Source organism: Pseudovibrio sp. POLY-S9, from assembly GCF_001431305.1.
Lineage (GTDB): Bacteria > Pseudomonadota > Alphaproteobacteria > Rhizobiales > Stappiaceae > Pseudovibrio.
The window spans coordinates 217,469-243,389 of sequence record NZ_LCWX01000237.1 but is presented as its reverse complement, the minus strand read 5'-3'; the positions used below and the strand labels follow the sequence as shown (position 1 = coordinate 243,389).

The following is a 25,921-nucleotide window of genomic DNA, read 5'->3' as shown; positions in this document are numbered from 1 at the left end:
TCGGCTAGGAGGTTGTCCAACTCTGTTGTGTCATGGACAGGTGCAGGCGGGGCAGCGGCTGGCGCAGGTGCTGGTGCCTCTTCAACTTCGTCTTCTTCGTCCTCTGCCGCTTCAGGTTCACTCACCTGAGGTTCTGGCGGATCAGCCTCAATTCTGAAGATGGTTTCTGGTGTTTTCTTAGGATCAATGATGGTCTCGACAACAACAGCACCTTTTGTTGCCTGAATACCTGGGGTTAAGCCGTCGCCACCACTGATGCTGACACGGGCACCCGCGCTTGGACTTGGTGTCTCGGCAGCTTTGGTCACTGCAATCTGATCGCACCAGCGTCCAGAAATCGTGTCACCAGCTAGGCCATTAAGAGAGGCTATGCGAACTTCGGGCTGCCCCTTCATAGAGACAATGGGCATCCAGCTCTGTCTCATTAGTGGCTCGACGCTGCGATGACTGATCATGCGATCAGTACAGGGTAAGGCAACCTGATCACCATACTGGTCGTGAACGTAGTGGAAGGGCATTTCGTTGAGTGTCAGGATCGATCCTGGCTTCATGCCGCCGCCATTGGTTTCATAGTCTTTTGCAAGCACAAGACCAATCAGGGCTGCAGGGTTGCCCCACAACATGGCTTTCAGGCCAACTTGCTCGTCAAACTCTTCAAAGCTGAATGCATCAATAGGGTCGGTCTTTGCGCCATAAGGCATTCGAAGCATGAAGCGTGGCAAGCTCAGGCCAATGTAATTGCTTTCTGGCATGGCGCGCAGACTCTGCCACGTCTTTTCGGTAATCTTAGGAAGCTCAGCAAATTTTCTGGTGGCATTGTTGCGGTCCAGGGATGTCAGGAAAGGTGCATGCGCATGCGCACAGATCTTTGACATACGCCCCAGAAGCTCAGCATGAGGTGGTGTCATGTCGAATGTGTAAAGGCCAACAATTGCACTCGGCGTGCCAACACCTTCATCCTGCAGCGCATTTTCTACGAAGAGACGATACAAACCTGTTTCTTCAAGCTTGTTGGTCGCGCTTAGGTCTCTTGCAAAATCTTCCGCAGAAATGTCATAGAGCGTTATCTTGAGCACCGTTGAGGTCTCAATTCGGCGTGACAACATATCAATAACGCGCCAAACACTCTCCAAAGACTGGAAGTCAGCGTTTTGAAGGATTTTACGCAGTGTTGTGGTCATCACAGTCTCGACGATCTCAAGGTAATCATCGAGCTGTGGGTTGTCGGCTGGAGTAATGTGGGGCGAGACAATCTTACCAATCAGATCTGTAAAGTCGTCGGCCTCTTCATGTTCTTCAACGGGGCGATCAATGAGAGCTGAAAAGTCACTCAGCTTCTTGTCAACTGGAATGACTGATCCACGCGAGTTGCGCTGTGAGACAGGCTTTTCGCCTTTGTTTTCTAGCCACTCATCAATGGTTGCTGCCGCATTGCTGAATGTCCCGGGGTTTTTGAGGGAGGAACGCAGAGCCTTCAGCTCATCAAATATCTCGAATTCATCGATTATTTCGTCAGGATGGAAGTCTTCAATGCAGCTCGGTTCAAACCGAATGACTTTTTCATCACCAGCAAGGTCAAGTTCAATGTTGATCTTGAAACGGGCAGGGAGATCTTCTGCAGTATCGACATCAACATTATGCCCCTTGAGCACAGCAAGCTCATCAGCATTGTAAAGAGCCATACGGTTGGCACGACCAGAAAAATCACCGAGCACGGCAAGATGGAACGGACTATCCAGCGTGATGTTGAGCTTTGGGGCTTCACATGTGACCTCGCCAAAATCTGGCTCAAAAACACTTGCAGATGCACCTTCAGCGGTTTCACCTTCTGTGGGAGCATCACTTTCCTCTATGATGTCATTGAGCAGTGCGTCAAGATCATCGTCCTTGTCAGAGTCACTCATCAGAATCTCTCTTATTGGTTTCTATCTGGTCCTCAAGACGTTCGAGGGTTTTGATTACCTGTAACTGCGCAGCTTCCAATTGAGCAGCGATTGCACGGTTTTCTGCAGATACGAGGAGGCGAAGGCGTTCGACGTCTTCACTGTGTTCTTCCTGATAGATGCCCTGCATGGAGCTGACGATCAGACCGATAAACAGGTTGAGCACTGCAAATGCAGTCAGGAAGATAAAGGGTATGAAAAGAGCCCAGGCATAGGGATAGATCTTCATTACGGGACGCACGATCCCCATGGACCAGCTCTCCAGTGTCATGATCTGGAACAGCGAGTACAAGGATCGGCCAATGTCTCCGAACCAGTCCGGGAAGCTCGCACCGAAAAGGCCAGTCGCCATCACCGCAAACACATAATAAATCAGCGCCAGAACGATCATCACGGAGAACATGCCGGGCAGCGCGTCCAACAGCGCCTGCATCACTTGCCGGTATTGTGGCAGGAAGGACAGGACACGCATGGCCCGCATAACCCGAAGGGCACGTAAAACACTGAGATAACCCGACTGTGGGAGCAGTGAGAAGCTAACCACTGAAATGTCGAAGATATTCCACCAGCTTTTGAAAAACCGCGTGCCAAACGCCATGATTTTCAGAACAAATTCCAAGATGAAAAGTCCGATAATCACATCGTCAAAAATGATCTGACCATCACCGGTCAAGCGCCGCACGGAAGGAGACGTCGCCAGACCCAGGCTGATGGCGTTGACAACAATCAAGATGAGAAAGGTGTACTGAAAGGCATCAGAACGAACAATACGGCGCAAAGTAAGACGCCACGCAGGAATGCGTGTCGACCGTCTCCTCGCCGATTGTTTAACTTTCTGCATCGTTGGACTCCTCGTCACTTGGAAAAGTAGTTCCGACGTGTTTTGTTTCAGTTAGTTTCTGTGGTAAAAAAAGTAATAAGCCTATGTTTTAATTTTGCTTTCAGATTTATCTGAATGGTCTGTGAAGGGTCTATTTCTTCTTGTGTTTATCTTTTTTAGCCACAGGTGACTTCTTGAACTTGTAGTCAAATGCATCACCATCAGTCAGAACCTTGAGTTCTGTGATCTTCTTGTCTTCACTCATATTCTTCAGGAACTCTGTACTGATATCCGGGAGAAGGGTGTTGGTCAGGATCGCATCGATCATTCGGCCGCCACTCTCAATTTCCGCGCATCTGCTCTCAATCAAGGCAACAACTGAATCATCCCAAGTAAACGTCACATTGTGGTTCTCAAGGATACGATCACCAATCCGGCCAAGTTGTAGATTGATAATTTTATGAATGACAGGAGAGCTCAGAGGATAATAGGGCACAGTTACAAGCCGGCCTAAAAGGGCGGCTGGAAAGGCCTTCAGGAGTGGGGGTCTTAAAGCCTTGGCAATTCCCTCTGGATCCGGTGTCAGATCTTCGTCTGCGCACATATCCAAAATGAGGTCACTGCCCACATTGGCGGTCAGTAGGATCAAAGTGTTCTTGAAGTTGATCTTCCGGCCTTCGCCATCCTCCATCATGCCTTTGTCGAAGACCTGGAAGAAGAGTTCGTGCACATCAGGGTGGGCTTTCTCAACCTCATCCAGCAACACAATGCTATAAGGTCTGCGGCGCACAGCTTCCGTCAAAACGCCGCCTTCACCATAACCCACATAACCTGGTGGAGAGCCCTTGAGTGTGGAGACTGTATGGGACTCCTGAAACTCACTCATGTTGATGGTAATAAGGTTCTGCTCACCGCCATAAAGGGTCTCTGCAAGCGCTAAGGCTGTCTCGGTTTTACCAACACCACTTGGTCCAACCAGAAGGAACACACCAATAGGGCGACTTGGGTTATCAAGATTAGCACGGGAGGTTTTTACGCGGCGAGCGATCACCTCCATGGCGTGATCCTGACCGATAATCCGTTTCCTCAGGATATCGCTCAGATGCAACACAGTCTTAATCTCGTTAGAGACCATGCGCCCGGTTGGGATACCCGTCCAGTCAGAAACAATCGTTGCGACAGCTTGGCTATCTACTTCAGGAAGAATGAGGGGATGCTCACCTTGTAGTTCGGTCAGTTCCTCAAGCTTCTGATCCAGCTCCTTCTTGATTGGAGCCGTATCTGCGTTCTCATCTCCATTGGTTTGGCGGAACACCTCGCGTAGCTTGAGAATTTCTGTGACAAGCGATTGCTCTTTCAGCCATTCTGCTTCAAGAGCCTCGCGCTCTTTCTCAAGCTCTGCAAGCTTCTTGTGTACGTCAGTTAGCTTGTCTCCGACATCAAACCCGGACTGCGCTTCTCGTTCAAGGATATCTCGTTCTGTCTCAATCATAACGAGACGCTTACGGCAGTCATCTACAGCGGCTGGCGTTGCATGCTGTGAAAGAGCAACCCGGGCACAGGCTGTATCTATCAGGCTGATAGCCTTATCTGGCAGCTGCCGTGCCGGAATAAAACGCATCGACAAATGCACGGCAGCCTCAAGCGCTTCATCCAAAATCTGGACCTGATGATGCTCTTCCAGCATTGCTGCCACACCGCGCATGATAGCAACGGCTTTATCCGGATCAGGTTCTTCAACCAAAATGTTCTGGAAGCGGCGAGCAAGGGCAGGGTCCTTCTCAATGTGCTTCTTGTATTCAGACCATGTTGTTGCGGCGATCGTCCGAAGCTCACCACGGGCAAGGGCTGGCTTCAAGAGGTTGGCTGCATCACCGGTTCCCGCAGCACCGCCTGCACCAATGAGCGTGTGAGCTTCATCAATGAACAGGATGATCGGTTGCACAGAGGAGCGCACTGCATCCAGTATCTTGCGAAGGCGATCTTCAAATTCGCCTTTTACGCCAGCACCAGCCTGCAATAACCCGACATCAAGCAATAGAACGCGCACATCCTTGATGGATGGGGGCACGTCGCCCTCTGCAATGCGGATGGCCAAACCTTCAACCACAGCCGTTTTACCAACCCCAGCTTCACCAGTCAGGATCGGATTGTTTTGACGACGGCGCATCAGCGTGTCGATGATCTGGCGAATTTCTTCTTCACGGCCAATAACCGGATCCAACTGTCCAGCTTTTGCCTTTGCCGTGATGTCTGTGCAGTAGGCGTCTAACGCTTCATCAGCTGACTTTAGCCCCGGAGCAGTGGCTTTCTGTTCGCCAGCATCAAGTTGCGTTCCATCCTTGGCTTTTCCCTCTTCAGGAGAGCCTTCTGTGATCTTTTTGTATCGTGTCGCAACATCATCAGCTGAAATGTTCTCAAACAGACGCGAAATGCCAAAGAGCGTATTGCGAAGGCCCGGTGTTTTTAGGATGCCAATCAGAAGGTAACCGCTGCGGATGGCATTATCACCAAACATCAAAGTGGCATAAACCCAACCGCGTTCAACGGCCCCTTCCACGTGCTGAGACAGATCGCTGACAGAACTGGCTCCTCGGGGCAACTTGTCCAAGGCTTTGGTGAGATCACTCGCGAGCCGGGCCTCATCGATCTCTGCATCCCGCAAGATGCGGTGCAGATCTGAATCTTGACCACTCAACAACTGCTGGAACCAATGCTCCAACTCCACATAAGGATTGCCGCGCATCTTACAAAAAGTCGTAGCGCTGTCGATTGCCTGATAGCAGGTCGGATTCAATTTACCGAAGAGGGACGCTCGTTTGATATCACTCATGGGAACTCCTAGGCAGCCTTCGCACGATTGTTGTTGTGAACAGATGCTTTTGATTTTTCAGTAACTTGTCGTGGGCGTAAATTGAGATCTCGAACCGGATCACCTTGTTTTTTAGGAGACAACCAGGTGGTCCAGCCAAGCTTTCCATATTGTCCAAGCCGGGTAGTCGGCACCTGATTGCGCTTAAGGACAAGAGCCACATCCCACTCCAGCTCATCGCCGCAATAGGCTCTGACGGCTGAAAGCAAACGCGGCATGGAAACACCATCAGGAAGCAGACCTTCATAGTCACGTAAGCTCAGAGGACCGAACGCCACACGGAACTTTGTGTCGCTGGACCAAACACGCCCCCCCAGTGCAGCTCCAACACCGAGAAGCCCGGCATTGCGAAAGCCGTTGAGGGCCGTCACTTGATTTTTGGGTAGATACAGCCATTCTCCGATAAACTCTTCCAGCGCGACGGGAAGGTTGAAGTAACAGCTTAAAATAGCCAGCAATCCATCAGCCCCGCGCGTTTGCAAGGCGAGACGGCCAGCGAAGTGGTACTTCACCACATCTGGCAGATCATCACGATGCCGAAATTCAGTCGGTCCAAATCCTGCGAGCGCTCCGGTATAGATCGAATACCGGTCCTGTTCGGGGCGATCAAAGCTGAATGCAGGCTCCCCTGTAATCGCCGCACGGTAAAATAAGCTCAGGATACGGTGGTGAAAGACATCCGCGAACGCACGCATAGTGGTGTCGCGGTGTTGATGTTCCCGCTTAAAGGCATACTCAGTCAGATGAAGCGGCATTGGACCGTTGGGTCCAAATAACCCTAAAAACCTGCTGGTTAACCGGCTGGGTTTTGTTCCAACACCTTGCTTGAATGCCGTTATTGTTGAGGCTTCAAACTGCAGATGCGGTTCATGAGAAAATCGAACAGGATCATCCTGACAGCGCCGTGACGTTCCGATCCGAGGCATATCCGGGTTAGAACACTCAATAAGCCGCACCAAAGGCAAAAATTCGTAACTGAGGTAATCTTTCTCAGCCGAGCGCAAACGCTGCTTCCACCGAACTTCAGGCGTTACGTCTGCTTTAACCGGTACGGGCAATGCGCCTTGCTCATCGCGAGGCTTGGGTGGACCAGATGAGCCGGGAGGAGGTGGTGTTTGCGAGCCGGTCATAATCTGTGACGCCTCCCGATCTGGCAGGGCCAGCGCATCACTTCACCGCGTACGTTGGATCTGATCACTGTCTCGGTGAAGCTGTTGATCGAAACGTAACGAGCAAAGAACTCATTGAGCACAGCACCAAGCAAGAACACACCCGTGCCTTCAAAGGCAGCTTCATCAAGCGTAATGTTGAGCTCAAGTCCGCGCGCCACGGATGAAAGACCTTGTCCAGGGAGGCGGCGAACCGCTCGTGTGGATTTGATTGAGCGTACGCCATCGATCTGTTGTGTTGTGGAACTGTCACCCAGTGGCGCATACAGATGCAGGATGGAACGCAGTGCTTGCGCACCATCTGTATCGTTGTTGTCTGCAATACTGAGGTAATTCAGTGAGAGATGATTGATGAAACGCCATGCGGTCTCACCAAAGATGTTCGAAGGACGTGGGCGACTGGGCCCATCGATGCATTTCACTGCTTCAACTGGCCCACCTTCCGGAAGGGAAAAATCAGACTTTCCGGCACCAATCGGCATCATCAATGGCAGATCCCGGTTTGTACAAAGCGCGCGGATGCCCAGCTGGTTGAGTGCCAGATTATAGGGAGCGTCTTTCGCATCTACGAGACTGACAAAAATCTCTGTGCCAAGATAATTACTCCGCCCACCTGACATCTGACGTTTGGCCGTTGCAAGCCGCTGTTTGCGGTTCACCGTGTAGTAGGCGCCTTCACTTTGTAGGTCTTGCGTACTTGATAGGCTGTAGAACGGCTTGAAGATCTGCGGGGCATCGCCTTGCGAGCTGAACCCTTCAACCTCTTGTAACTGATAAATCTCGTAATCGAGCGGTTTCGATCTGTCTGGCACCACATGATGATCGCTGCGCTTATCGTTGATATGCAAACGGTCAAGGCGCGTTGAGAACAGGTTGATTGCGGGCGTGCAGAACAATGAGATGTTGGCGCGATCAACAGCACGTTCCAGATCTTTGTCAATCCGATCAAAGAGCAGGAAGATATCCATTTCATCCGTCTCGCATTGACGAACGGCAGGTTGCAGATTGGTCAGTTCAACAAACAGGAAACGGTGTGGAAATGCGAAGTACTCTTGCAACAGACGGTACCCGCTGAAGGATTGTGGACCATAAGGAAGAAGCGCATCTTCGTCTCCATACCCACGCGTGTTCACGATCTCGGAGGAAAGACTGATTTCCCAGGGAGTAGGCAAACTTGTTGGACGGATCGAAACGCCAGTGCAATTGCCGATGATTTGCTCATAAAGCTTCACCGGTTGTGAGCCTCCACCGCGCAGATACAGCGGCAATTCGTCCAGTGCGAGCTCGTTAAATGGAATATTGCCAACCGTTTTTAGTCGAATGCGAAGTCCGGCTTTTGCTCCATTTTTCACCTCAACCTTCTGAGCGGCCAGTTCGCTTGGGCTCGCCAGATAATCGATGGCCTCTATCGTAATTGGCCAAAGGGTTGTTTCATGGGCAGTGTTATAGATACAAGGCGTCGCTCCGCGGGCACTCTTGCGGCTGCGTAACTGCGTTCCGCGAGGGATCACATACCCATCCTTCAGGGAACCCTGCGTCATATCCGGTTCTAAACTTGCGATAAGCATGGATGGAACTGGAGCCAGAAAGTGAGGATACACCATCTCAAGAAGGTGCTGCGTAAACTGAGGGAATTGAGCGTCCAGCTTGTATTGAACACGCGCAGTCAGGAATGCAAAGCCTTCCAGAAGACGTTCAACGTACGGGTCTGCACAGTCAAAACCGCTCAACCCAAGACGTCCGGCGACTTTGGGGTATGCCTCCGCAAATTCAGAGGCGCTTTCGCGAATATGCTGTAATTCTCTGTTGTAATACGGAAGCAGCCAAGGCTTCATGTCAAGAACCTCGCTGGCGCGGTTTAGCTATTTGCACCGCATGCACATCAAGGTCGAACTCAGTGCGCAGGTACAAGGCTTGTGGCAAAGGTTGGGACCACAACTGCCCTTCAATCTGGAAGTCCAGACGATTGGAGCGGCGTGGCTTATTAGGTTCAACGATAGAAACCAAAAGATTATCTGCGATAAGGCGAGGCTCGAAATGTACGATTGCCTCATGCAAGATGTCTTCAATCTCTTCAGCACTTTTGCTTGTCATCGCGCCTAGGTCTGGAATTCCAAAATTTAAGACGGAGGACTGGACTTCGGGATAGGGTGTCAAATCAATATCTGATGCCAGGCGGGTTGTGTTAAAAAGCCACTCCAAATCACGTTGAATGGAATACCGAAGATTAACCGAACTGGTGACACGGGCTTCGCGAGGCTCCACCTGCTGAAACGGGTTGTCATCTGTAAGACGATCCAACAAAGACGGGACCAACCGATCAGCAAGAGGGCGTTCAGCCATGGCCTCCCTCCGTTGAAGATGCGGCATCATCTGCGCCCGTTACGGGGCCGATGTCCTTATGAATATCCAGTTCAGTGTCAAAGTTGATCGCTCGCACCTCAAGCAGAGGGATCTCTGCGCTTTCATGCGCAAACATACGTTGCCCGATCGGTCTGTCTTCGTTCCAGGTGGTTAAACGGGAAAGCTTGAGGTTTGGGTCGTCTGAATGAACAGTCTCAACGTAACGTGTTGGAATGAAACCATTTGCAGGGCCACCATTGACCCAAAGAAGGTTCACAGGTGTCCAGCACATGTCCCGCAGATCACGAGGCTCTGGAATTCTGATGGATTTGATTGCGGAGTACGGAACCCAGTAATAGGCGTTGCTCATCATAAGCTCAAGAACGGGGCCAAGTCGCGGGTCGGCATCTGCCAGCCACTCGAACTTTTCACCATTGATGGTTCCGGAAATTGCGTCTGCTTCTTCAAAGGCTTTATCCCGAAGCTCAATTGCCGCTTGTTCGTTCTTCTCACTATCGAACTTGAGGGCTTGAACCAGGAAAGAAAGCCATTCTTTGGGTTCGCCAAAGAGCAGGGGCGTCTTGTCGCCTGAAAAGACTTCTTCGCGCAATTGCTCCATATCCAGCAAGCGGGAGTAAGTCTCCACCATAGGCACGGCACTTTCATCAAACTGCCGGATGATTGGAAGTTGCTTTTTGGCTTTGAGCCAGTCTCCATTGACGCAATAGAGCTGGAAAAGGAGGATGCGTTCTTTGACGTCCTCAGGCTTTTTTCGCACTTGCTCCTGAGTGATCTTGAGCGCTTCTTGTAAATTACCTGTGGCTAGATGTTCCTTCGCAGGCATACGGGATCACTCCAGACTATTGCGATGAGGAAGGTTTGCCGGGGAAACCCCGGCAAACAGATAAGGTAGGAAAATACTCGATTATTTGACGACGAGGTCGCGAGTATTCTTGATGCGGCTCCACTTTTCGGTAAGTGTCTTGCCCATCGCACCAGTGGTATCCATCATGGTGTAATCAATCTGAACAGCACCGTATTCCATCTGGATGGATTCTTTACACTCTTCGTCGTTACCTTCCCAACTGATTTCCTTGATGGCAACCAGCTTCATTGTGAAGGTAAGGAAGATCACACCAGCCTTACCGGATGCACCACCTGAACGGCGAAGCAAAAGTGTCACGGTCTCGTAAATACCACCGTTACAACAAGCAAGGAAAAGGCCTGGCGAACCGCGGTCACTTTTCTTTTCAATTTGGAATTCTTTAAACTTCACGCGACCAGCGCCAGAACCGCCACGCATGGAACCGATGTCCATAGTGTTTTCAGCACCCATGCTGAAAGTGGCGATTTCGAAGGCCTTTTTTTTGGCCATTTCGTCATCTTGTGTTTCGCCTTCAATGGCGATAGCACCGGCACCGGGCCCCTCGAAGATTACATATGCATCAATTGACATGACGCTTGCTCCACTTTTTGTTGCTTACGTTGTTGTGGCACTAAACGGCTTGCCGCATGAGGCGTAGTGCCGATTAACAGCGTTTTGGATGGGTTGATAAAAAACGCTGCCGTCTTCCGCGTCAGCCTGAGGTTTATCCTCCCTTGGCTGACGGAAGCTTTGAAACCAGTCGCAAGGAAACCGTCAGACCTTCCAACTGGTAATGAGGACGCAGGAAGAACTTCGCGCTGTAGTAGCCTGGGTTTGAATCGTCGGCTTCGACGACCACTTCGGCTGACGCCAAAGGCTTTTCCGCCTTTGTCTGCTCACTGGAGCCTGCAGGATCGCCATCTACGTAACGCATGATCCAATCTTGCAGCCAGTTCTGAAGATCCTGACGTTCTTTGAACGAGCCAATCTTGTCTCGAACAATACATTTTAGATAGTGAGCGAACCGACAACTTGCAAATAAGTAAGGTAACCTAGCTGCAAGGTTTGCATTTGCTGTTGCATCAGGGTCCGTATACTCTGCTGGTTTCTGCAAAGACTGTGCACCAATGAACGCGGCTAAGTCTGAATTCTTTCGGTGTAACAATGGCATCATGCCATTCTTTGCAAGTTCAGCTTCACGGCGGTCAGTGATAGCAATCTCAGTTGGACACTTCATGTCCACGCCGCCGTCATCCGTTGGGAACGTATGTGAGGGTAGACCTTCAACAGCGCCACCAGATTCAACACCTCGGATGCGGGAGCACCAGCCGTACATCTTGAATGAACGGGTGATATTGGTTGCCATTGCAAAAGCAGAATTGGACCAGACGTACTTTGAGGAGGAGGCACCTGATGTGTCCTCTTCAAAATCAAACTCATCCACTGGCTCAGTAAGCGGGCCATAAGGCAGCCGGGCCAGAAAACGCGGCATTGCAAGGCCGATATAACGGGAATCTTCAGATTCTCGTAGTGATCGCCATGCGGCATATTCTGGTGTCTGAAAGATTTTGGTGAGATCGCGGGGGTTTGAGAGTTCTTGCCAAGATTCCATTTGGAAGAGGCTAGGGCTTGCACCTGCAATGAACGGAGCATGAGCCGCCGCGGCGATCTCTGCCATTTCGTTCAAAAGTGCCACGTCTGGTGGCGTATGGTCGAAGTAGTAATCACCAATCAGCACACCATAAGGCTCACCACCGAACTGGCCGTATTCTTCTTCGTAGATTTTCTTGAAGACCGGGCTCTGATCCCAAGCCGTACCCTTGTATTTTTTCAGGGTCTTACTCAGTTCTTTTTTGGAGATATTCATCACCCGGATCTTCAGCATTTCGTCAGTCTCAGTATTATTGACGAGATAATGAAGTCCGCGCCAGGTACCTTCCAGGCTCTGGAAATCTTCGTGGTGAAGGATCGTTTGAATTTGCTCGGAAAGTTTGCGGTCAAGTTCGGCAACAATTGACTCGATTGACTTCAGCGTATCGTCTGAAATCAGCGTCGTGTTTGCCAAAGCCTGCTCAGCCAGTGTTGCCACTGCACCTTCCACGGCTTCTTTTGCGCTGTCTGACTTGGGTTTGAATTCTTGAGTGAGGAGAGATTCAAAGTTATTGGGATCAATAGCTTCAACCTGTGCCTCTTCGGCTTCGACTTCCGGTTGTTTTTCAGCTTCAGCCATTATTTTCGTCCTTCTCTTCAGCAGCAGCATCACCTTCCTTCGGTGTGGCAGCTAGTGTTTGCAAAAGGGCAGGATCATTCAAAACCTTACCGATCAACTCCTCGGCACCGGACTTGCCGTCCATATAGGTCATCAGGTTTGCAAGTTGAGTACGGGCTTCCAACAAGGTACGCAAAGCGTCAACTTTGCGGGCAACGGCTGCCGGAGAAAAGTCGTCCATACTCTCGAAGGTCAAATCAACACTGAGATTGCCTTCGCCTGTGAGGGTGTTGGGAACCCGGAATGCCACACGTGGCTTCATCGACTTCATGCGTTCATCGAAGTTGTCGACGTCGATCTCAAGGGCTTTTCGATCCCCTACAGGAGGAAGTGGATCTTCGGGCTTGCCAGAAAGATCAGCCATCACGCCAGCCACGAAAGGCAGCTGGATGGTCTTCTCTGCACCGTACAATTCAACATCGTACTCAATTTGCACTCGAGGGGCTCTGTTCCTCGCTATAAATTTCTGACTACTTTGTTTTGCCATGTGATCGGGTTCCCGGTACTTTTGTTCTTATTCAGACCTGGGTTATTCGATTGAACCAGAATGCTCGTCATCGTCGTCGGGGCGTACCCCTCTGATATTCAAAACTTGTGCTTCCCCATCTGGAGCGAGGTCCTTGATGATGGAATAAAAGTCGAGATCAACAAGACGTCGGGCCCGACCCAGTAGAAGTGGAACCGGACTTGAAGGTTCGCTACGCTTGTAATACGCACAAACTTCATCAAGAGCCCTTAACACGTCAGTTCGGTTTATAACTGTTCCGGTAAAACTTGCGCTTTTCTTGCCTGTTCGGGCTTTAACTGGTCCATCTTCCTCAGAGTCAGGTTCTCCATCTTCCTCCTCCTCTTCCTCTTCGATTTCCAGTGCTGGAGCCAATAAAAACTGCGCTTGACGCAACTCTCGCAGCAGGTCGTCAAGGATCAGGCCACCGTGCTGCGCGAAAAAATCCCGGATATGCTCGGATGTTTTGATCGCGGTTTCGATTGCATTAACAACCTCTGCAATGTTTTCGCGATCAGTCTCTCTGAGAGCTGCGTCATAAGAGGCAATGTCCGGCCTATCACGACCATCAGGCAGTTCAGTCTCCCCACGAGCAATAGCGATCTCGTTGAGAGACCATGCTCCGAAGATACGAGACTGAACTAAAGCGGCATTTCTGATCAAAGCAAGCGTTGTGCGTCTGTCGTTGAGAGCGGAAAGGACATTCGCACGCATGATCGGGTCATGCCCCTCTGCAGGATCAAGTTCTGGATGCAGCGTATCCCAGAAGGAATCCAGCATTTGTGCAATGAAATCCATGCCTTTGGCGAAGCCTGGATATCCTTCAATTGCAATTAGAGATTGTGCGTGAATGATGGCAACGCGAAGATCGTAGGTCCGTGTAAGCAGTTGGGTGGAGAGGCGTAGCGCCTCCTTCCAGTCAGGCTCTTCCCCTTTGATAATGGCTTCCCCGATCTGGTGATCTTGGGTGCCACTGGCAGCAGTCTCCATCGTCAGGAAGTCAGGATCGTATTCAAGATCCGGCCCGCAAGGTGCATTCTCCTCAATAGGTTGAAGGGAAGCCGTTGGATCCATTCGAAATCTATCCCGCTCTGCTACTGCTTATTGGGACTGGAAGTCCGATCACTACCAAGTATTTGCGCATAGGATTGGTAGAGGTTGCCAAATGAGTGGGGCGACCACTCGAGATGGGCCTATAATATTCCGCAAGATCATTTCATTGTGTGTACAGTATAAGAGGAACTGGTAATATCGTTATTAACTCGTTGACTTGATGGGGAAAAATATCTCTGCAACCAGAACACTCTGACGGATATGAGGATATTGTGTTGGAACCTGCAAAGAACACATCAACAAGCACTGTCAGGTTTTACAAGTGCCCGTCGACAAATCGCATGTTGGCAGAGAAGACGCTCGTCTCACCATCTGCTCCGCAGCAACTTTTTTTTAGAGAAGCAAAAGCCCTGCAGCGGTTGTCAGGCACCATTGCGCCAAAGTTTGTAGAGCTGAAAGCCGAAGACGGAAACATCAAGTTGATTATGGAGTTGGTGGAAGGCCAAACACTTGCCGATAAGATGAGTAAGGCGTTGTTGTCCTCAAAAGAATCCATCCAACTTTGCAAGCAATTGGTTCTGACGATCAATCATCTCCATAACGCTGGGATTGCTCACTTAGATCTCGCCCCTAACAATATCATGCTAAGCAACCAGGGAGAGCACGGCTTAGTCACTCTGGATTTTGCCTATTGTGCGTTTACTGATGAGCTGCCGTTTATAAGACCCCGTAGCAGTTTTGCTGGTCATTTGAACTATGCCGCACCAGAACAGCTCGGATTAGGCACCGATCAAATCTCCGAGAAAACAGACCTGTATGCACTAGGTTTGATAATACGCGAGATGTTTGGATATCGGGACCATATCAAGGACACATATGAAGCTGCCATTGCGTTTCGGCAGAGCAACCCGGATCTCAGAAAGTTACCGTCAGACTGGCGGCAAATGGTTACTCAACTGCTGAAATTTGTGCCGGATGAGCGCGTCAGAATATGAACGCACAGCGACTACAGCACTTAGATGTTGGCTTGATGTTAAGAGCTGAGGAAAGGGCATAGGCGAGCCCAATGGCAGCCTCCGTTCGGGCAAACAAACCTACATTGAGACGGGCAGACGCCCGAAGAGATGCTCGCGCGGATGCCTTCATGGTAATACGATTTGCATTGCGAAGCCAGTCAGCCTGCGCAATGTTCAGGTCAAGACCACTCAGATCCATCTTAGCTGTAGGCGATTTCAAGTTCAGTTTGGGGAGCAATCTGGAAAAGAGGCTCAGCTTTGCTGTGATGCGAGCCCAGGCCTTCGGATTTCCAGAGAATAAATTTTCATCAAATGCCCTTTGCAAGAGGTCAATAACGTTAAGGGCTGACAAGACCTTGAAAGCTGTCCTCAGGTTTAACTTAAAGCCCACATTCCAGCGGCCAAAGTTAGTCAGCATTTGTGCTAGAGCTTTTATGTCCGGCGGGGATTGCATGTTCAGGTTTTGCTTTAATCCCAGATCTACCAAGCCTATCAGTGGCAGAGTGGGTTTTATTTTTGGTAAGAGAATATCAAGTTTGTCCAATTTGAACTTAGGAGATTTAAGTTTTGGAGCTTCCATTTTAAGTGAGTTAAGTTCCATTTTAAGTGAGTTAAGATTGAAGGGATTAACACCTAAGGACTTGAGGAGCATGATAAGCTGAGCGACCAAACCTAGTTTTGATAGGGCGTGCCCTGGTATCTCAGCTAGATTTAATGCAAGAGGTAATGCATATTTTTCAGAGGTTTGAGCAAGCTTCTTAAGCTTAATCTCTGCTGCGGATAAGCTTGCTGATTCTGTCAGGGCAAGCGTCTGGTTCGCCGCCGCCGCCAGTCGCTGGTTGAGACTTGAAGTCAATGCCAGAAACTGGGCAAGGCTGAGGAAATGGAAGGGCCGTAACCGATGAAGCAAGTGAGGTGCCGGTAGACTGAAAGAGGGGCCGCCAAGGCGGGGCCAACGTGCTCCTTCGCTTGCTTTTAATACCAGCGGGGGCAGTAGATGGAAATTTGTCTTCTTGGGAATGATGTCTGGGCAAAAACAGAAGCAAGGCAATGCGGGGTGCTCCTTCAGCTTGTTCCCGTAAACAAAGGTCGCCCCATGCTACAAAGACTGCAGCATGGGGCGTTTAGATCAGATAGAAATCTTCTGTTCGATATCTTTCAGCGCAGCTTCAATCGGTTTCTTGATTGAAACTGTTACACCGAGTGGGTTTTTCTCGAGCAGGTCGATCAGTCTATCTGAGGCCATATGCTTGTTGAGCGTTGTGATACTTGCAGAGAGCTTTTTCGTAACAGCAACTTTCTGCTTTGGATCAGCTGCGCCCCAGTCTTTCAGATCACTGAGCACTGCATCCAGATTTCCTTGCAGGACACTGGCTGCACCAGTCAATGCCTGAGAGGGGCCCTTAGCCTGAATGAGCCGCATACGTGGGTCCGTATGTGCTTTCAGCTTGGCAAGGAGACTACCAATGTCTGTTTCAACATTTGCACGCTGAACCTGAAACTCTTTGATCGCGGCGAAGACCTCTTTCTGGTCAACTTTTTCTGGTGTTGGAGCCTGCGCCAACAGAGCAAGCATCGCTTTCACACCTGATTGCGTGCCGGGATCGTCCAGCGCATTGACGGAGGCTTCAACCGCTGCAAGTTGCTGCCTTAGCTTGCCATCATATTCCTCATCCTTGCCAAGCGCTTTCTCAACTTTACGGGTGAGTGCGGCCAGGATCGATGTCAGCTTGTCACGCAGTATTTCTTCTTGTGCTGCGTCTTCCGCGGCAGCTGCTGCGGCATCTTCAGCAGATGTGTCCTCGTCGTCTTCAGTGTCTTCCAGATTTTCGCCACTGGCAGCCAGCTCTTCATCAGTAAAGGCTTCATCACTACCGGTGTCTGAAACTTCATCAGTTTCATGAGAAAACGTATCCAGCATATGATCTGGAGTCTCTGCACCTTCTTCCTCTGCATGATCAGAATGAACGATGTTGCCGTCTTCATCCTTCACATGAATCTTGAAGTTCAGCTTTTGGCTGATAAGGAACTTACGCATCATCTTGATAAGCCCTTGGGTGGGTGGCTTACCAATACACTCGATGGTCATTTCCTTACTTTTGATGGTCACAACCCCACACATACTCTTGGGATTCTGGGTTTCCTTCTTCACCGCGACCAAAAGCATCTTTGGCTTTTTCCGCGGGTGAATTATCAAAGCGTCGTCTTCCTTTGGATTCTTGTTTGGCGAATACGCAAAGTTGACTTCTTGCTTACGTGCCTTCTGAATGCCTGCTTTTAGCTGTTGTAGTTCTTTGGGGTCCATTGGGTAACCTCGACGTTTGATCTTCCGACTACTTACTAAACTTCCTTTTATGTACTTTACATAAAACAGGTCTCGACGGTTTTAAATAAAGAGTACTGTCTGGGCGCACGTCATCAGTGTTGAGCGTTTCAAAATCAAACATGGTACACAATCGCGCGATCACTTTAATTCCAAGGAAGGTGACGTAGCTTGCGCCCGTACACATTCTCGGGCCCAAACCAAAGGGGAAATAGCTCCCAAGTGTTGCTTTCGCTTCTCCGCGCGAAAATCGATCAGGATCGAACATATCTGGATTTTCCCAGAATGAACGGTGGCGATGAACAACCCATGGACTGATGATTACCATGGATTCTTTAGGGATTAGAGTGTCCCCAAGTGTCGTGTCTTCTCGGGCAACGCGGGAAAGATAAAGCACGGGTGGATAAAGACGCAGGACCTCTTTAAAGACGTCACGTGTAAAACGCAGACGGGGCAGGTGCTCATAAGAGATACGGCCACAAGCTGTCACCAGCTGCACTTCTGTTCGAATGCGCTCAACTATCTCTGGGCATTGCGCAAGAATATAGACAGACCAGCACAGCGCTGCAGATGTTGTTTCGTGGCTGGAGAGGAAAATGCTCGCGACCTGGTCAACAAGTTGTGATTTCGTAAAACGCTTGCCAGTCGATGGAACACGGGCATCCTGAAACACTTGAAAGAAGTTTTGAGAGTTCGGAGGCTTGTTATGCATGTGCTCGTCAATGATCTGCGAAATGACAGCACGCACGTCTTCTGCGGTCTTCAAGGCAGCTTCCGTAAACACCGGCTGTGATCGACCGGTAAAGCGCTTCAGATCCAACGCTGTCCCGGCAACTTCCTCCTCATATTTCATAATGGAGTCGAAGCATTGGTGCTCCAGCTGGATCTCAATGGGCTTTGAGAACACACAGCGGAAATTAACATCGGCAACCAGAAAGTTGATCTCTTCAGCCAGTTTGACGGTTTGACCAGTCTCAGCGTGTTGCTGAAAACGCTCAACAAAGGAGCTGAGTGCTTCTTGCAGATAGCCAAACGAGATGCGGACACTGGTGTTGGAGAAAATAGGCGCAACCATTTCATGTTGGTCTTGCCAGTCAACACCTTCTGCAGAAACCAGACCATTATGCAGGATCGGCTTCAATAGCTCTGCAATTCCGCCACCTTTTGGGAAAATCGCTTGTTGCTCTTCCAGGACTCTGGACAGCAACTTGGGCTCATTTACGAGGAATTTACGCGGGTCATCATCGTCAAACTGAAAAATCGCGCACTCGTACAGCTCCTTTGGGATGACACCAAGAGGGTCAGAGCTCAAATAATTACTGAAGTTTCTCCAGCCTTCTGCGGCTTCTCCCGGATAGGGTGCTGGCGGACGATATAATGAAATCTTGTTTTCCATTATCTACATTCATGTTGCGGCGGAAATTGGAATACTTCCGCACATTTCCCAACATCATCAGCGCAAGCCGATAGGAGAAGTAGGTGAGAACCCATGCGCAATAGTGCTTTGCGGGAATATAGAACAGCCCTCTTAGAGATTTGCTTTCGGGACGCCGCAAATTTTGTTTGATTGCTAATCAAGAGAAAACACTCTGAGTAACCAATGGTTTTGGTCTCATCAGACACAGCGGTAAAAGTAAGCGCCATAGGGCTTTAGGCCTGATGTGATGACAATAGAAAGCAAGGCAAAGCCACCCAAAGATGGCTGCAGAAAACGTCTTCTAACCTTACTTGAATCTAAAAGAGATCCCCTAAGGGAAGGTGTTGGCGTGTTATGACTTGGAAAAAGACGAGTTTGGAACGCCCGTACTGTTGCGCAGGATCAAGCGGCACCCAAGCTCCACGCGGCGCGCGCTGCGCTCGCCATCAGGCAGGGTTAAAGCTTCTTCCAGCAGATTCAGCGCGACGTGACCGATCTCTTCCATGGGAACGTGGATGGTAGAGAGGGAAGGGCTGGACAGTTCGCCAAACAATGCATTGTCAAAGCCCATTATTGAAACATCGTTGGGGACGGAGTAGCCGTGGGTCTGTAGGGCTTTCATCGCACCAAGCGCAACGTTGTCTGCTGAGCAAAAGAACGCGGAGTACGGAGAGGGACCATTGTGTTCGCTCAGCCATTTGCTGAAGTTGGTCTCCACCACATCCTGTTGATAGTCGCCAACATCGATAATGTCGGAGACAGGAACGTCGAGCCCTGCTTGTCGGAAGGCATCCAGAAACCCTTCAGTCCGTTGTTTCGCAACCCGCCGATTGCCCCAGGTGAGCAGCGCAATCCTTTTATGGCCCAGTTCCAGCAGGTGATCAGTCGCCAGCTTTGCCCCAAAACGGTTGCTGGGGGCAACAGTATCCACTCTCATCGACTGATCCTGCCCACTCAAGATAACGGAGGCAGACGGCAGCTTGTAGAGCATATCGATGAGACATTGCCTGTCATCCTGCATGACCGCGATGCCTTGGGGGCGGTGTTTTGCAACGGCCTCTACAATATTGTCCGGATTGATTTCATTTTCTTCCTCGATCTGAGGAATGAGGCGAATACCACGGCTTTGGCATTCTTTCCTGAAAGCGTTCAGCATGGTCCAGGCCACGAAGTTGCGGTCAGACTTAGGGAAGGCTTTCTTGGTGCCAACCAGTAGCACTGTAGAGAGCAGGGAGATAGAGGCTTTGCGTCTCCGCTTGGCGAGGTAACCGGTCTCACGCGCGATGCCTAACACACGTTCCTGCACTTCACTGCCGATGGGAGCGGAAGCGTTCAAAACGTGGGAAACAGTGCTGATTGAGACGTTCGCAAGCTTTGCGATCTGCTTGATACCCGTTGCCACGCGACTTCCACCATTCATCAATAGGACAGGCAATTATTGAATGAAAATCTTTTCATGCGCAACGCCTACGTGCGCACCGCTGTGTATCACTGAGAGGAACTGATTGATGAATACTACTTATCCAATACGCATTTGATACTCAGACAACTTCGCAGTCGCATTCGTGATTATGATCTAAGGTGATGAATAAATTTCAGAAAATCTGCATTGCTCAACTTTTGGTGGCAAATGAGCCAGATTGAGTGATGACCTTCAAGTAAGTTGAAGAACCAATCATGAAAAAGTTTTCATAAAGGCGCCTTGTTGTCAAACGGGGCTCCTGTCATCTTTGCCAGGTAACCGATTGTCAACAAGGTCATATTCGGGCTGCCAGGTGCAGTGGGGTGGGCTTGTTGCATTAATAGAAGTAATGCGTTTTGGCGGGGAGGATCTGGCAAAACGTGTTGGGGGAGAATTTGATGAAGAGCGTTACACTCACGTCGATTGCTGCTTTGACGCTGCCGTTTCTGGCCGCCAATGGCTGGGCCTATAACGAGGCGCCCATGCTCAAGCAGTTGGTTGAAGCCGGTCAATTGCCACCGGTTGAAGAGCGTCTGCCGAAAAATCCACGCGTTATTCCTGTCTACGACAGCATCGGCACCTATGGTGGTGTCCTGAAACGTGCGTTCAAAGGCCCGAGCGACCGTTGGGGACCAACCAAGCTCATGGAAGAGCGTGTGGTTGAAACCTACATGGATGGAGACAAGAACCTGTCTCTGGTTCCAGGCTGGATCGGCGAATACTTTGCAAGTGAGGACGCTCGTGAGTTCACCTTCACAATCCGCGAAGGTCTGCGCTGGTCTGACGGCGCTCCCGTCACCACCCGCGATGTGCGGTTCTGGTATGAAGACGTCTTCCTCAACGAAGATCTGATGCCCTCCATCAAGGCGCTGTACACCTCCAACGGCGTGCCAATGAAGCTGTCTTTTTCTGATGATCACACCTTCACTGTTTCCTTTGAAAAGCCATACCCGCTATTCCTGACCGTTCTGGCCAAGGAAAGCACGGGCCGTCCGGGTCTGGATCGCCCTGGCTTCATCGAGCCCTTCCACTACCTCAAAGACTATCACCCAGCCTACGCTGATCCTGCCAAGCTGGAGGCAGCCATTGCCAAGTATGGCGCCAAGAAATGGACAGATCTCTGGGATTCCAAAGGCCAAATTCAGGCGTGGTGGTTCAACCCGAATATGCCAGTTCTCACCGCATGGCGCGTGAAAACACCGCCGCCATCCGACACCGTGGTGATGGAGCGAAATCCTTATTACTACGGCGTAGATGCAGCAGGAAACCAGCTTCCTTACATCGACCAGATTGAGCACCGCCTGTTCCAGGATCCGCAAGCCATCAACTTCATGGCGATTCAGGGCGAGATTGACCTCCAAAACCGCCACATCAATGTGGCTGACTTCACATTGCTGAAGGAAAATGAGGCCAAGGGCGACTACACCATTGAAAAATGGACCAAGGCGCTGACATGGTCGATCATTCCGAACCTCAATTCCAAAGATGAAGTCAAGCAGGCTCTGTTCGAAGACATTCGCTTCCGCGAAGCATTAAACATCTCAGTTGACCGCGAAACGATCAACGAACTGGCGTTCTCCGGTTTAGGTGAGGCGCGTCAGGCTTCGCCGATTTTCGGTTCTCCCTTCTACGATGAGGAAGCTGAAGCGCGTTGGACAGAGTATGATCCGGACAAAGCCGCAGAGCTTCTGGATGCGATCGGCCTGACTGAGCAAGACGGGGATGGCTATCGTCTGATGTCTGATGGTCGTCGTCTCAGCCTCGTGTTGGAAACTCGCTGGGACATCCAGGGCGAACTGCTCGAAGTGGTCCGTACCTACTGGCAGGATGTTGGTATTGAAGTGTTGGTGCGTATCATCGACCGCACGCTCTACCAGCAGCACGTTGATACGGCGGACTTCGATATGGTCCTCGACACGTTTGATCGTTCCTCCGTCATTACAGCTGACCCGCTTCGGTTCCTTGGTCGCTATGGCTTTGCACAGAGCTACTTCAACTGGTGGAGCACCAACGGTAAGGCCGGTGAAGAGCCGCCGAAAGATCATCCGATCAGAGAAGTCTGGAAAGCATGGGAAAGCGCCCAAACTGCACATAGTCTTGAAGAAGCAAATACCTATGCGCAGCAGATGGTGACCTTGCACAAACAATACGGTTGGCATGTGGGGCTCGTTGGTGAAACGCCTGCAATCTACGTGCGCAAAAACAGCCTGAAAAACTTCCCTGCGGGGTTCGTCCACGACGACGCTTTACGCGGCGTTGGCCTCGCATATCCGCAGCAGCTCTATTTCTCCCAAGATTAACCTGCCTTGCGGTTGAACTGGTGGCGGCGATCCCGATGCCGCCGCCAGTTCACAACTTCAATGCGTCCTTACAAGTACAATAAAACGGAAAAGGGAAATGGCAGGTTATATTGCGCATCGCCTACTGTGGTCGATCCCGACATTGATCGTTATCACGATTGCCACATTCGTTATCATTCAGCTTCCACCGGGTGATTATGTAACAGCATACATTGCAGAACTGGTAGAAACTGGCGAAGTTATTGATGCGGAAACAGCTGCTCACATTCGACATGAGTTTGGTTTGGACCGTCCAATGTACGAGCAGTTCCTCACATGGATCGGCGGAATTCTGCTTCATGGTGACTTCGGGCTGTCTCTCGACTGGAAACTCCCGGTATCTGAGCTGATCTGGGATCGTATCGGTCTCACTCTGCTGATCTCCATGCTCTCATTGTTGATGACATGGGCGATCGCTATTCCAATCGGCGTATATTCCGCCACGCGTCAGTATTCATTCCTCGACCACCTGTTCACCGTTCTTGGCTTCCTCGGACGTGGTATTCCAGACTTCCTACTCGCTTTGGTGCTGATGTGGATGGGATTCCTCTACTTTAATTTCCACGTTGGTGGTCTATTCTCGCCAGCCTACGAAAATGCACCGTGGTCCTTTGCCAAATTCGGTGACCTTCTCTCCCACCTTTGGGTACCCGTTCTCGTACTCTCTACCGGTGGTGCAGCTGGCCTGTTGCGCATCATGCGCGCCAATATGCTGGAAGAGCTGGGCAAACCGTATGTTGAGACCGCCTATGCACAAGGCTTAAGCGAACGACAGGTCGTCTGGCGCTACCCGGTGCGGGTTGCTCTCAACCCGTTCATCTCCACCGTAGGTTGGGCATTGCCTGCACTCATTTCTGGCGATGTCATCACAGCAGTGGTGCTGAACCTCCCGACAACCGGCCCACTGCTTCTGCGCTCCTTGCAGAACCAGGACATGTATCTGGCTGGTGGCTTCATTCTCATACTGAGCGTCTTCACCATCATCGGCACGTTGCTTTCAGACATCCTGCTGGTGCTGTCCGATCCACGCATTCGTCATTCGTGAGGGCACTATGTCAGAGCAAACTTTAAGTGATAATGCTGTTGAACCTGCAGTCGAGGTGAAGGAGAACTCCCCCTACACCGCCAAGCCACTGACCCTGATGTGGTGGCGTTTCAAAAAACATAAACTAGCCCTTTGGTCTTTGGGCGTGATCATCCTGCTTTATCTGGTTGCCGCATTCGCGGGTTTTCTGGCGCCGTATGATCCGTTCAAACACAATAGACTTCATCCGTTCGTTCCGCCGCAGTCCATCCACCTGTTTAGTGAAGATGGAACATTTCAGGGTCCATTCGTTTATGGCCTGAAACGTCAGCGTGACCCAGAAACCGCGCGTCTGTCTTTTGAGGAAGATACCAGCAAGATCAATCGCATTCGGTTCTTTGTCGAAGGTGACAAATACAAGTTCTGGGGTCTCGTCCCAACCAAACTGCGCTTGTTCGGCGTCGAAGGTCGTCGCAACCGGATTTACATCCTGGGGACAGACAAACTAGGTCGTGACCTGTTCTCTCGTCTGGTCTACGGCGCTCGTGTCACACTCTCCGTTGGTCTCATCGGTGTGTTCTTCTCCTTCGTGATCGGCATTACACTCGGCAGTCTGGCAGGTCTCATCGGCGGAACAATTGATACCGTCATCCAGCGTATGGCCGAACTGGTTCGGTCCATTCCAACCATCCCGCTTTGGCTCGGATTAGCAGCTGCGTTACCTGTGAACTGGGATCCGATCCTCGTTTACTTGCTCATCACGGTCATTCTGGCATTGATCGGCTGGACCAACCTTGCCCGTGTGGTGCGCGGTCACTTCATGACCATCCGCAATCAGGATTTCGTGCTGGCAGCTCGTCTGTCTGGTGCCTCCAAAACCCGCATCGTGACCCGTCACATGCTGCCATCCATGACGTCCTATGTGATCGCAGCAATCTCATTGGCAATCCCGGAGATGATCCTCGGTGAGACAGCACTCAGCTTCCTTGGTTTGGGTCTGCGTCCTCCGGTCATCAGTTGGGGCGTGCTGCTACAGGATGCTCAGAATCTGCGCTCAATCGCTCTGGCACCGTGGCTCCTCATTCCTGGCGTGGCGATTGTTGTGACAATCCTTGCTTTCAACTTCCTCGGCGATGGCTTGCGTGACGCTGCCGATCCCTATCAGAAATAAGGAGAACGGATCATGCAGGATGAAACCATTCTCGAAATCAAAGATCTCAACATTTGCTTTGAGATGCGTGAGGGAACCGTCAATGCCGTTAATGGCGTCAACTTTTCCGTCAAACCAGGTGAAGTGCTTGGCATCGTAGGCGAAAGCGGCAGCGGAAAGTCCCTGAGCGCACGCTCCATCATGAACCTGTTGCCCCGCAACGCAACAGTCACCAATGGTTCTGTAAAGTTCCGCAAGAGCGATGGCGAAGTTGTCGATATCCTTGCTGAAAAGCGAGAAAGCCGGAAGATGCGTGAACTGCGCGGTGGTCACGTAGGTATGATTTTTCAGGAGCCTATGACAGCTCTCAGCCCGGTGCATTCCATCGGCAAACAGATCATGACCACGCTAAGCCTGCATACGGACCTTTCCAAAAAGGCGCAGGTGTAACGGGCAGCAGATCTGCTGGCTATGGTGCAAATGCCAAAGCCTATGGAAATGCTGAAAAAGTACCCACATCAGCTCTCTGGCGGCATGCGTCAGCGTGCCATGATCGCCATGGCACTCTCCTGTAACCCAAGCCTGTTGCTGGCTGATGAGCCCACAACCGCGTTGGATGTGACCACAGAAGCGCAGATCCTCGACCTCATCATGTCCTTGCAGGACGAGTTGAACATGGCGGTGATCTTCATCACCCATAACTTCGGTGTGGTGGCAGAAATCGCAGATCGTGTCTCGGTTATGTATCTGGGCAATGCGGTAGAAACGGCAGCCGTAGATGACATTTTCTACAATCCTAAGCACCCGTACACCCGTGCATTGCTGCAATCCATCCCGCGTTTGGATGGGCAAAAACGTCGCCGTCTGCAAACAATCGAAGGCATGGTGCCTGATCCGTTCAACCTGCCAACAGGCTGCGTGTTCCACACGCGCTGCGCTGAAAAGATGGCAGGCAAATGCACCAGCCAGATCCCTGAGCTGACGTATTTTGAAAACGATCAGATGGCGCGTTGCCATCTCCATCAGGCATAAGGGCGAACTCCCATGACAAACATTCATGTACCTGATGATGCGCTGATCAGCGTTGAAAAACTGCAGATGCACTTCCCGATTAAAAAGGGCTTTCTGGGCAGAGAACAGGGTGCAGTCAAAGCCGTAGATGACGTGTCTTTTTACATCAAAAAAGGCGAAACTCTGGGCATTGTGGGTGAGAGTGGCTCTGGCAAATCCACCACCGCACGTGCTTTGCTGCGAGCTTATGAACCGACCGGCGGGAAAATTCGCTTCAAAGACCCAGATGGTGTCTGGCATGACCTGACGCACAAGTCCGAAGCTGAAATGCGCAAGTTGC

At 50.8% G+C, this 25,921-nt stretch carries 21 protein-coding genes and 1 pseudogene; 7 read left to right on the top strand and 15 right to left on the bottom strand.

What is annotated here, in order from left to right; translation table 11 throughout:
- The 11 genes from PPL9_RS25135 to tssA all read right to left on the bottom strand — a co-directional run.
- The coding region (locus PPL9_RS25135; protein ID WP_057465264.1) for a type VI secretion system contractile sheath large subunit at positions 1-1,904 on the bottom strand (1,904 nt) is incomplete at its 3' end.
- Complete coding sequence (locus PPL9_RS25130; RefSeq protein WP_057465263.1) at positions 1,897-2,784, bottom strand: ion transporter; 888 nt, start codon at positions 2,782-2,784, stop codon at positions 1,897-1,899. The genes PPL9_RS25135 and PPL9_RS25130, both read right to left, overlap by 8 nt.
- A 130-nt stretch (positions 2,785-2,914) precedes the next feature.
- Positions 2,915-5,596, bottom strand: coding sequence for a type VI secretion system ATPase TssH (gene tssH, locus PPL9_RS25125; RefSeq protein WP_057465262.1), 2,682 nt, complete (start codon positions 5,594-5,596; stop codon positions 2,915-2,917).
- 8 nt (positions 5,597-5,604) lie between these two features.
- The gene (gene tssG / locus PPL9_RS25120) at positions 5,605-6,765 is read right to left on the bottom strand and encodes a type VI secretion system baseplate subunit TssG (protein ID WP_057465261.1); all 1,161 of its coding nucleotides are present in this window, start codon (positions 6,763-6,765) and stop codon (positions 5,605-5,607) included.
- Entirely contained in the window at positions 6,762-8,639 is a 1,878-nt protein-coding gene (gene tssF, locus PPL9_RS25115; protein WP_057465260.1) for a type VI secretion system baseplate subunit TssF, read from the bottom strand. The genes tssG and tssF overlap by 4 nt, the downstream gene beginning before the upstream one ends.
- A gap of 1 nt (position 8,640) precedes the next feature.
- The gene (tssE, locus tag PPL9_RS25110; RefSeq protein ID WP_057465259.1) at positions 8,641-9,147 is read right to left on the bottom strand and encodes a type VI secretion system baseplate subunit TssE; all 507 of its coding nucleotides are present in this window, start codon (positions 9,145-9,147) and stop codon (positions 8,641-8,643) included.
- Positions 9,140-9,991, bottom strand: coding sequence for a type VI secretion system accessory protein TagJ (locus PPL9_RS25105; protein WP_057465258.1), 852 nt, complete (start codon positions 9,989-9,991; stop codon positions 9,140-9,142). Before PPL9_RS25105 ends, tssE begins: the two co-directional genes overlap by 8 nt.
- 81 nt (positions 9,992-10,072) lie before the next feature.
- Positions 10,073-10,603: a type VI secretion system tube protein Hcp gene (locus tag PPL9_RS25100; RefSeq protein WP_057465257.1), complete on the bottom strand. Its 531-nt coding sequence runs from the start codon at positions 10,601-10,603 to the stop codon at positions 10,073-10,075.
- Between the two features lie 133 nt (positions 10,604-10,736).
- A complete protein-coding gene (tssC, locus tag PPL9_RS25095; RefSeq protein WP_057465256.1) occupies positions 10,737-12,242 on the bottom strand; it encodes a type VI secretion system contractile sheath large subunit in 1,506 nt (501 codons plus the stop codon).
- Positions 12,235-12,768, bottom strand: a complete 534-nt coding sequence (tssB, locus tag PPL9_RS25090; protein WP_057465255.1) for a type VI secretion system contractile sheath small subunit — start codon at positions 12,766-12,768, stop codon at positions 12,235-12,237. Before tssB ends, tssC begins: the two co-directional genes overlap by 8 nt.
- A gap of 42 nt (positions 12,769-12,810) precedes the next feature.
- Positions 12,811-13,860, bottom strand: a complete 1,050-nt coding sequence (gene tssA / locus PPL9_RS25085) for a type VI secretion system protein TssA (protein WP_057465254.1) — start codon at positions 13,858-13,860, stop codon at positions 12,811-12,813.
- Between the two features lie 251 nt (positions 13,861-14,111).
- Here tssA and PPL9_RS25080 point away from each other — a divergent pair, with 251 nt between their 5' ends.
- Complete coding sequence (locus tag PPL9_RS25080; RefSeq protein ID WP_280139077.1) at positions 14,112-14,834, top strand: protein kinase; 723 nt, start codon at positions 14,112-14,114, stop codon at positions 14,832-14,834.
- Here the strand turns inward: PPL9_RS25080 and PPL9_RS25075 are convergent.
- From PPL9_RS25075 to PPL9_RS25055, 4 genes are all read right to left on the bottom strand, one after another.
- Positions 14,824-15,711, bottom strand: coding sequence for a hypothetical protein (locus PPL9_RS25075; protein WP_208989617.1), 888 nt, complete (start codon positions 15,709-15,711; stop codon positions 14,824-14,826). The two genes, PPL9_RS25080 and PPL9_RS25075, sit on opposite strands and share 11 nt — an antisense overlap.
- 273 nt (positions 15,712-15,984) lie before the next feature.
- On the bottom strand, positions 15,985-17,160 hold the full coding sequence (locus tag PPL9_RS25070; RefSeq protein ID WP_057465252.1) for a hypothetical protein: 1,176 nt from the start codon (positions 17,158-17,160) through the stop codon (positions 15,985-15,987).
- Positions 17,161-17,188: 28 nt separating this feature from the next.
- The gene (locus tag PPL9_RS25065) at positions 17,189-18,574 is read right to left on the bottom strand and encodes a cytochrome P450 (RefSeq protein ID WP_057465251.1); all 1,386 of its coding nucleotides are present in this window, start codon (positions 18,572-18,574) and stop codon (positions 17,189-17,191) included.
- Between the two features lie 373 nt (positions 18,575-18,947).
- Entirely contained in the window at positions 18,948-19,997 is a 1,050-nt protein-coding gene (locus PPL9_RS25055; RefSeq protein WP_208989616.1) for a LacI family DNA-binding transcriptional regulator, read from the bottom strand.
- 458 nt (positions 19,998-20,455) lie between these two features.
- On the opposite strand from PPL9_RS25055, the gene PPL9_RS25050 reads away from it, so the two are divergent.
- From PPL9_RS25050 to PPL9_RS33720, 6 genes and pseudogenes are all read left to right on the top strand, one after another.
- Positions 20,456-22,357: an ABC transporter substrate-binding protein gene (locus PPL9_RS25050; RefSeq protein ID WP_057465248.1), complete on the top strand. Its 1,902-nt coding sequence runs from the start codon at positions 20,456-20,458 to the stop codon at positions 22,355-22,357.
- A 97-nt stretch (positions 22,358-22,454) separates the two neighbouring features.
- A complete protein-coding gene (locus PPL9_RS25045) occupies positions 22,455-23,441 on the top strand; it encodes an ABC transporter permease (protein WP_057465247.1) in 987 nt (328 codons plus the stop codon).
- 7 nt (positions 23,442-23,448) lie between these two features.
- On the top strand, positions 23,449-24,591 hold the full coding sequence (locus tag PPL9_RS25040; RefSeq protein ID WP_057465246.1) for an ABC transporter permease: 1,143 nt from the start codon (positions 23,449-23,451) through the stop codon (positions 24,589-24,591).
- A gap of 12 nt (positions 24,592-24,603) precedes the next feature.
- Positions 24,604-25,167, top strand: a pseudogene (locus PPL9_RS34425) (ABC transporter ATP-binding protein); the annotation flags it as partial.
- 54 nt (positions 25,168-25,221) lie between these two features.
- Positions 25,222-25,602: an oligopeptide/dipeptide ABC transporter ATP-binding protein gene (locus PPL9_RS34420; protein WP_348271984.1), complete on the top strand. Its 381-nt coding sequence runs from the start codon at positions 25,222-25,224 to the stop codon at positions 25,600-25,602.
- Positions 25,603-25,614: 12 nt separating this feature from the next.
- The coding region (locus PPL9_RS33720) for an ATP-binding cassette domain-containing protein (protein ID WP_280139076.1) at positions 25,615-25,921 on the top strand (307 nt) is incomplete at its 3' end.

Excerpts from the sequence above, each read along its gene's own strand:
- PPL9_RS25130 (WP_057465263.1), bottom strand. The coding sequence starts at position 2,784 with ATGCAGAAAGTTAAACAATCGGCGAGGAGACGGTCGACACGCATTCCT.
- tssH (WP_057465262.1), bottom strand. The coding sequence starts at position 5,596 with ATGAGTGATATCAAACGAGCGTCCCTCTTCGGTAAATTGAATCCGACC.
- tssG (WP_057465261.1), bottom strand. The coding sequence starts at position 6,765 with ATGACCGGCTCGCAAACACCACCTCCTCCCGGCTCATCTGGTCCACCC.
- tssF (WP_057465260.1), bottom strand. The coding sequence starts at position 8,639 with ATGAAGCCTTGGCTGCTTCCGTATTACAACAGAGAATTACAGCATATT.
- tssE (WP_057465259.1), bottom strand. The coding sequence starts at position 9,147 with ATGGCTGAACGCCCTCTTGCTGATCGGTTGGTCCCGTCTTTGTTGGAT.
- PPL9_RS25105 (WP_057465258.1), bottom strand. The coding sequence starts at position 9,991 with ATGCCTGCGAAGGAACATCTAGCCACAGGTAATTTACAAGAAGCGCTC.
- PPL9_RS25100 (WP_057465257.1), bottom strand. The coding sequence starts at position 10,603 with ATGTCAATTGATGCATATGTAATCTTCGAGGGGCCCGGTGCCGGTGCT.
- tssC (WP_057465256.1), bottom strand. The coding sequence starts at position 12,242 with ATGGCTGAAGCTGAAAAACAACCGGAAGTCGAAGCCGAAGAGGCACAG.
- tssB (WP_057465255.1), bottom strand. The coding sequence starts at position 12,768 with ATGGCAAAACAAAGTAGTCAGAAATTTATAGCGAGGAACAGAGCCCCT.
- tssA (WP_057465254.1), bottom strand. The coding sequence starts at position 13,860 with ATGGATCCAACGGCTTCCCTTCAACCTATTGAGGAGAATGCACCTTGC.
- PPL9_RS25070 (WP_057465252.1), bottom strand. The coding sequence starts at position 17,160 with ATGGACCCCAAAGAACTACAACAGCTAAAAGCAGGCATTCAGAAGGCA.
- PPL9_RS25065 (WP_057465251.1), bottom strand. The coding sequence starts at position 18,574 with ATGGAAAACAAGATTTCATTATATCGTCCGCCAGCACCCTATCCGGGA.
- PPL9_RS25050 (WP_057465248.1), top strand. The coding sequence starts at position 20,456 with ATGAAGAGCGTTACACTCACGTCGATTGCTGCTTTGACGCTGCCGTTT.
- PPL9_RS25045 (WP_057465247.1), top strand. The coding sequence starts at position 22,455 with ATGGCAGGTTATATTGCGCATCGCCTACTGTGGTCGATCCCGACATTG.
- PPL9_RS25040 (WP_057465246.1), top strand. The coding sequence starts at position 23,449 with ATGTCAGAGCAAACTTTAAGTGATAATGCTGTTGAACCTGCAGTCGAG.
- PPL9_RS34420 (WP_348271984.1), top strand. The coding sequence starts at position 25,222 with ATGTCCTTGCAGGACGAGTTGAACATGGCGGTGATCTTCATCACCCAT.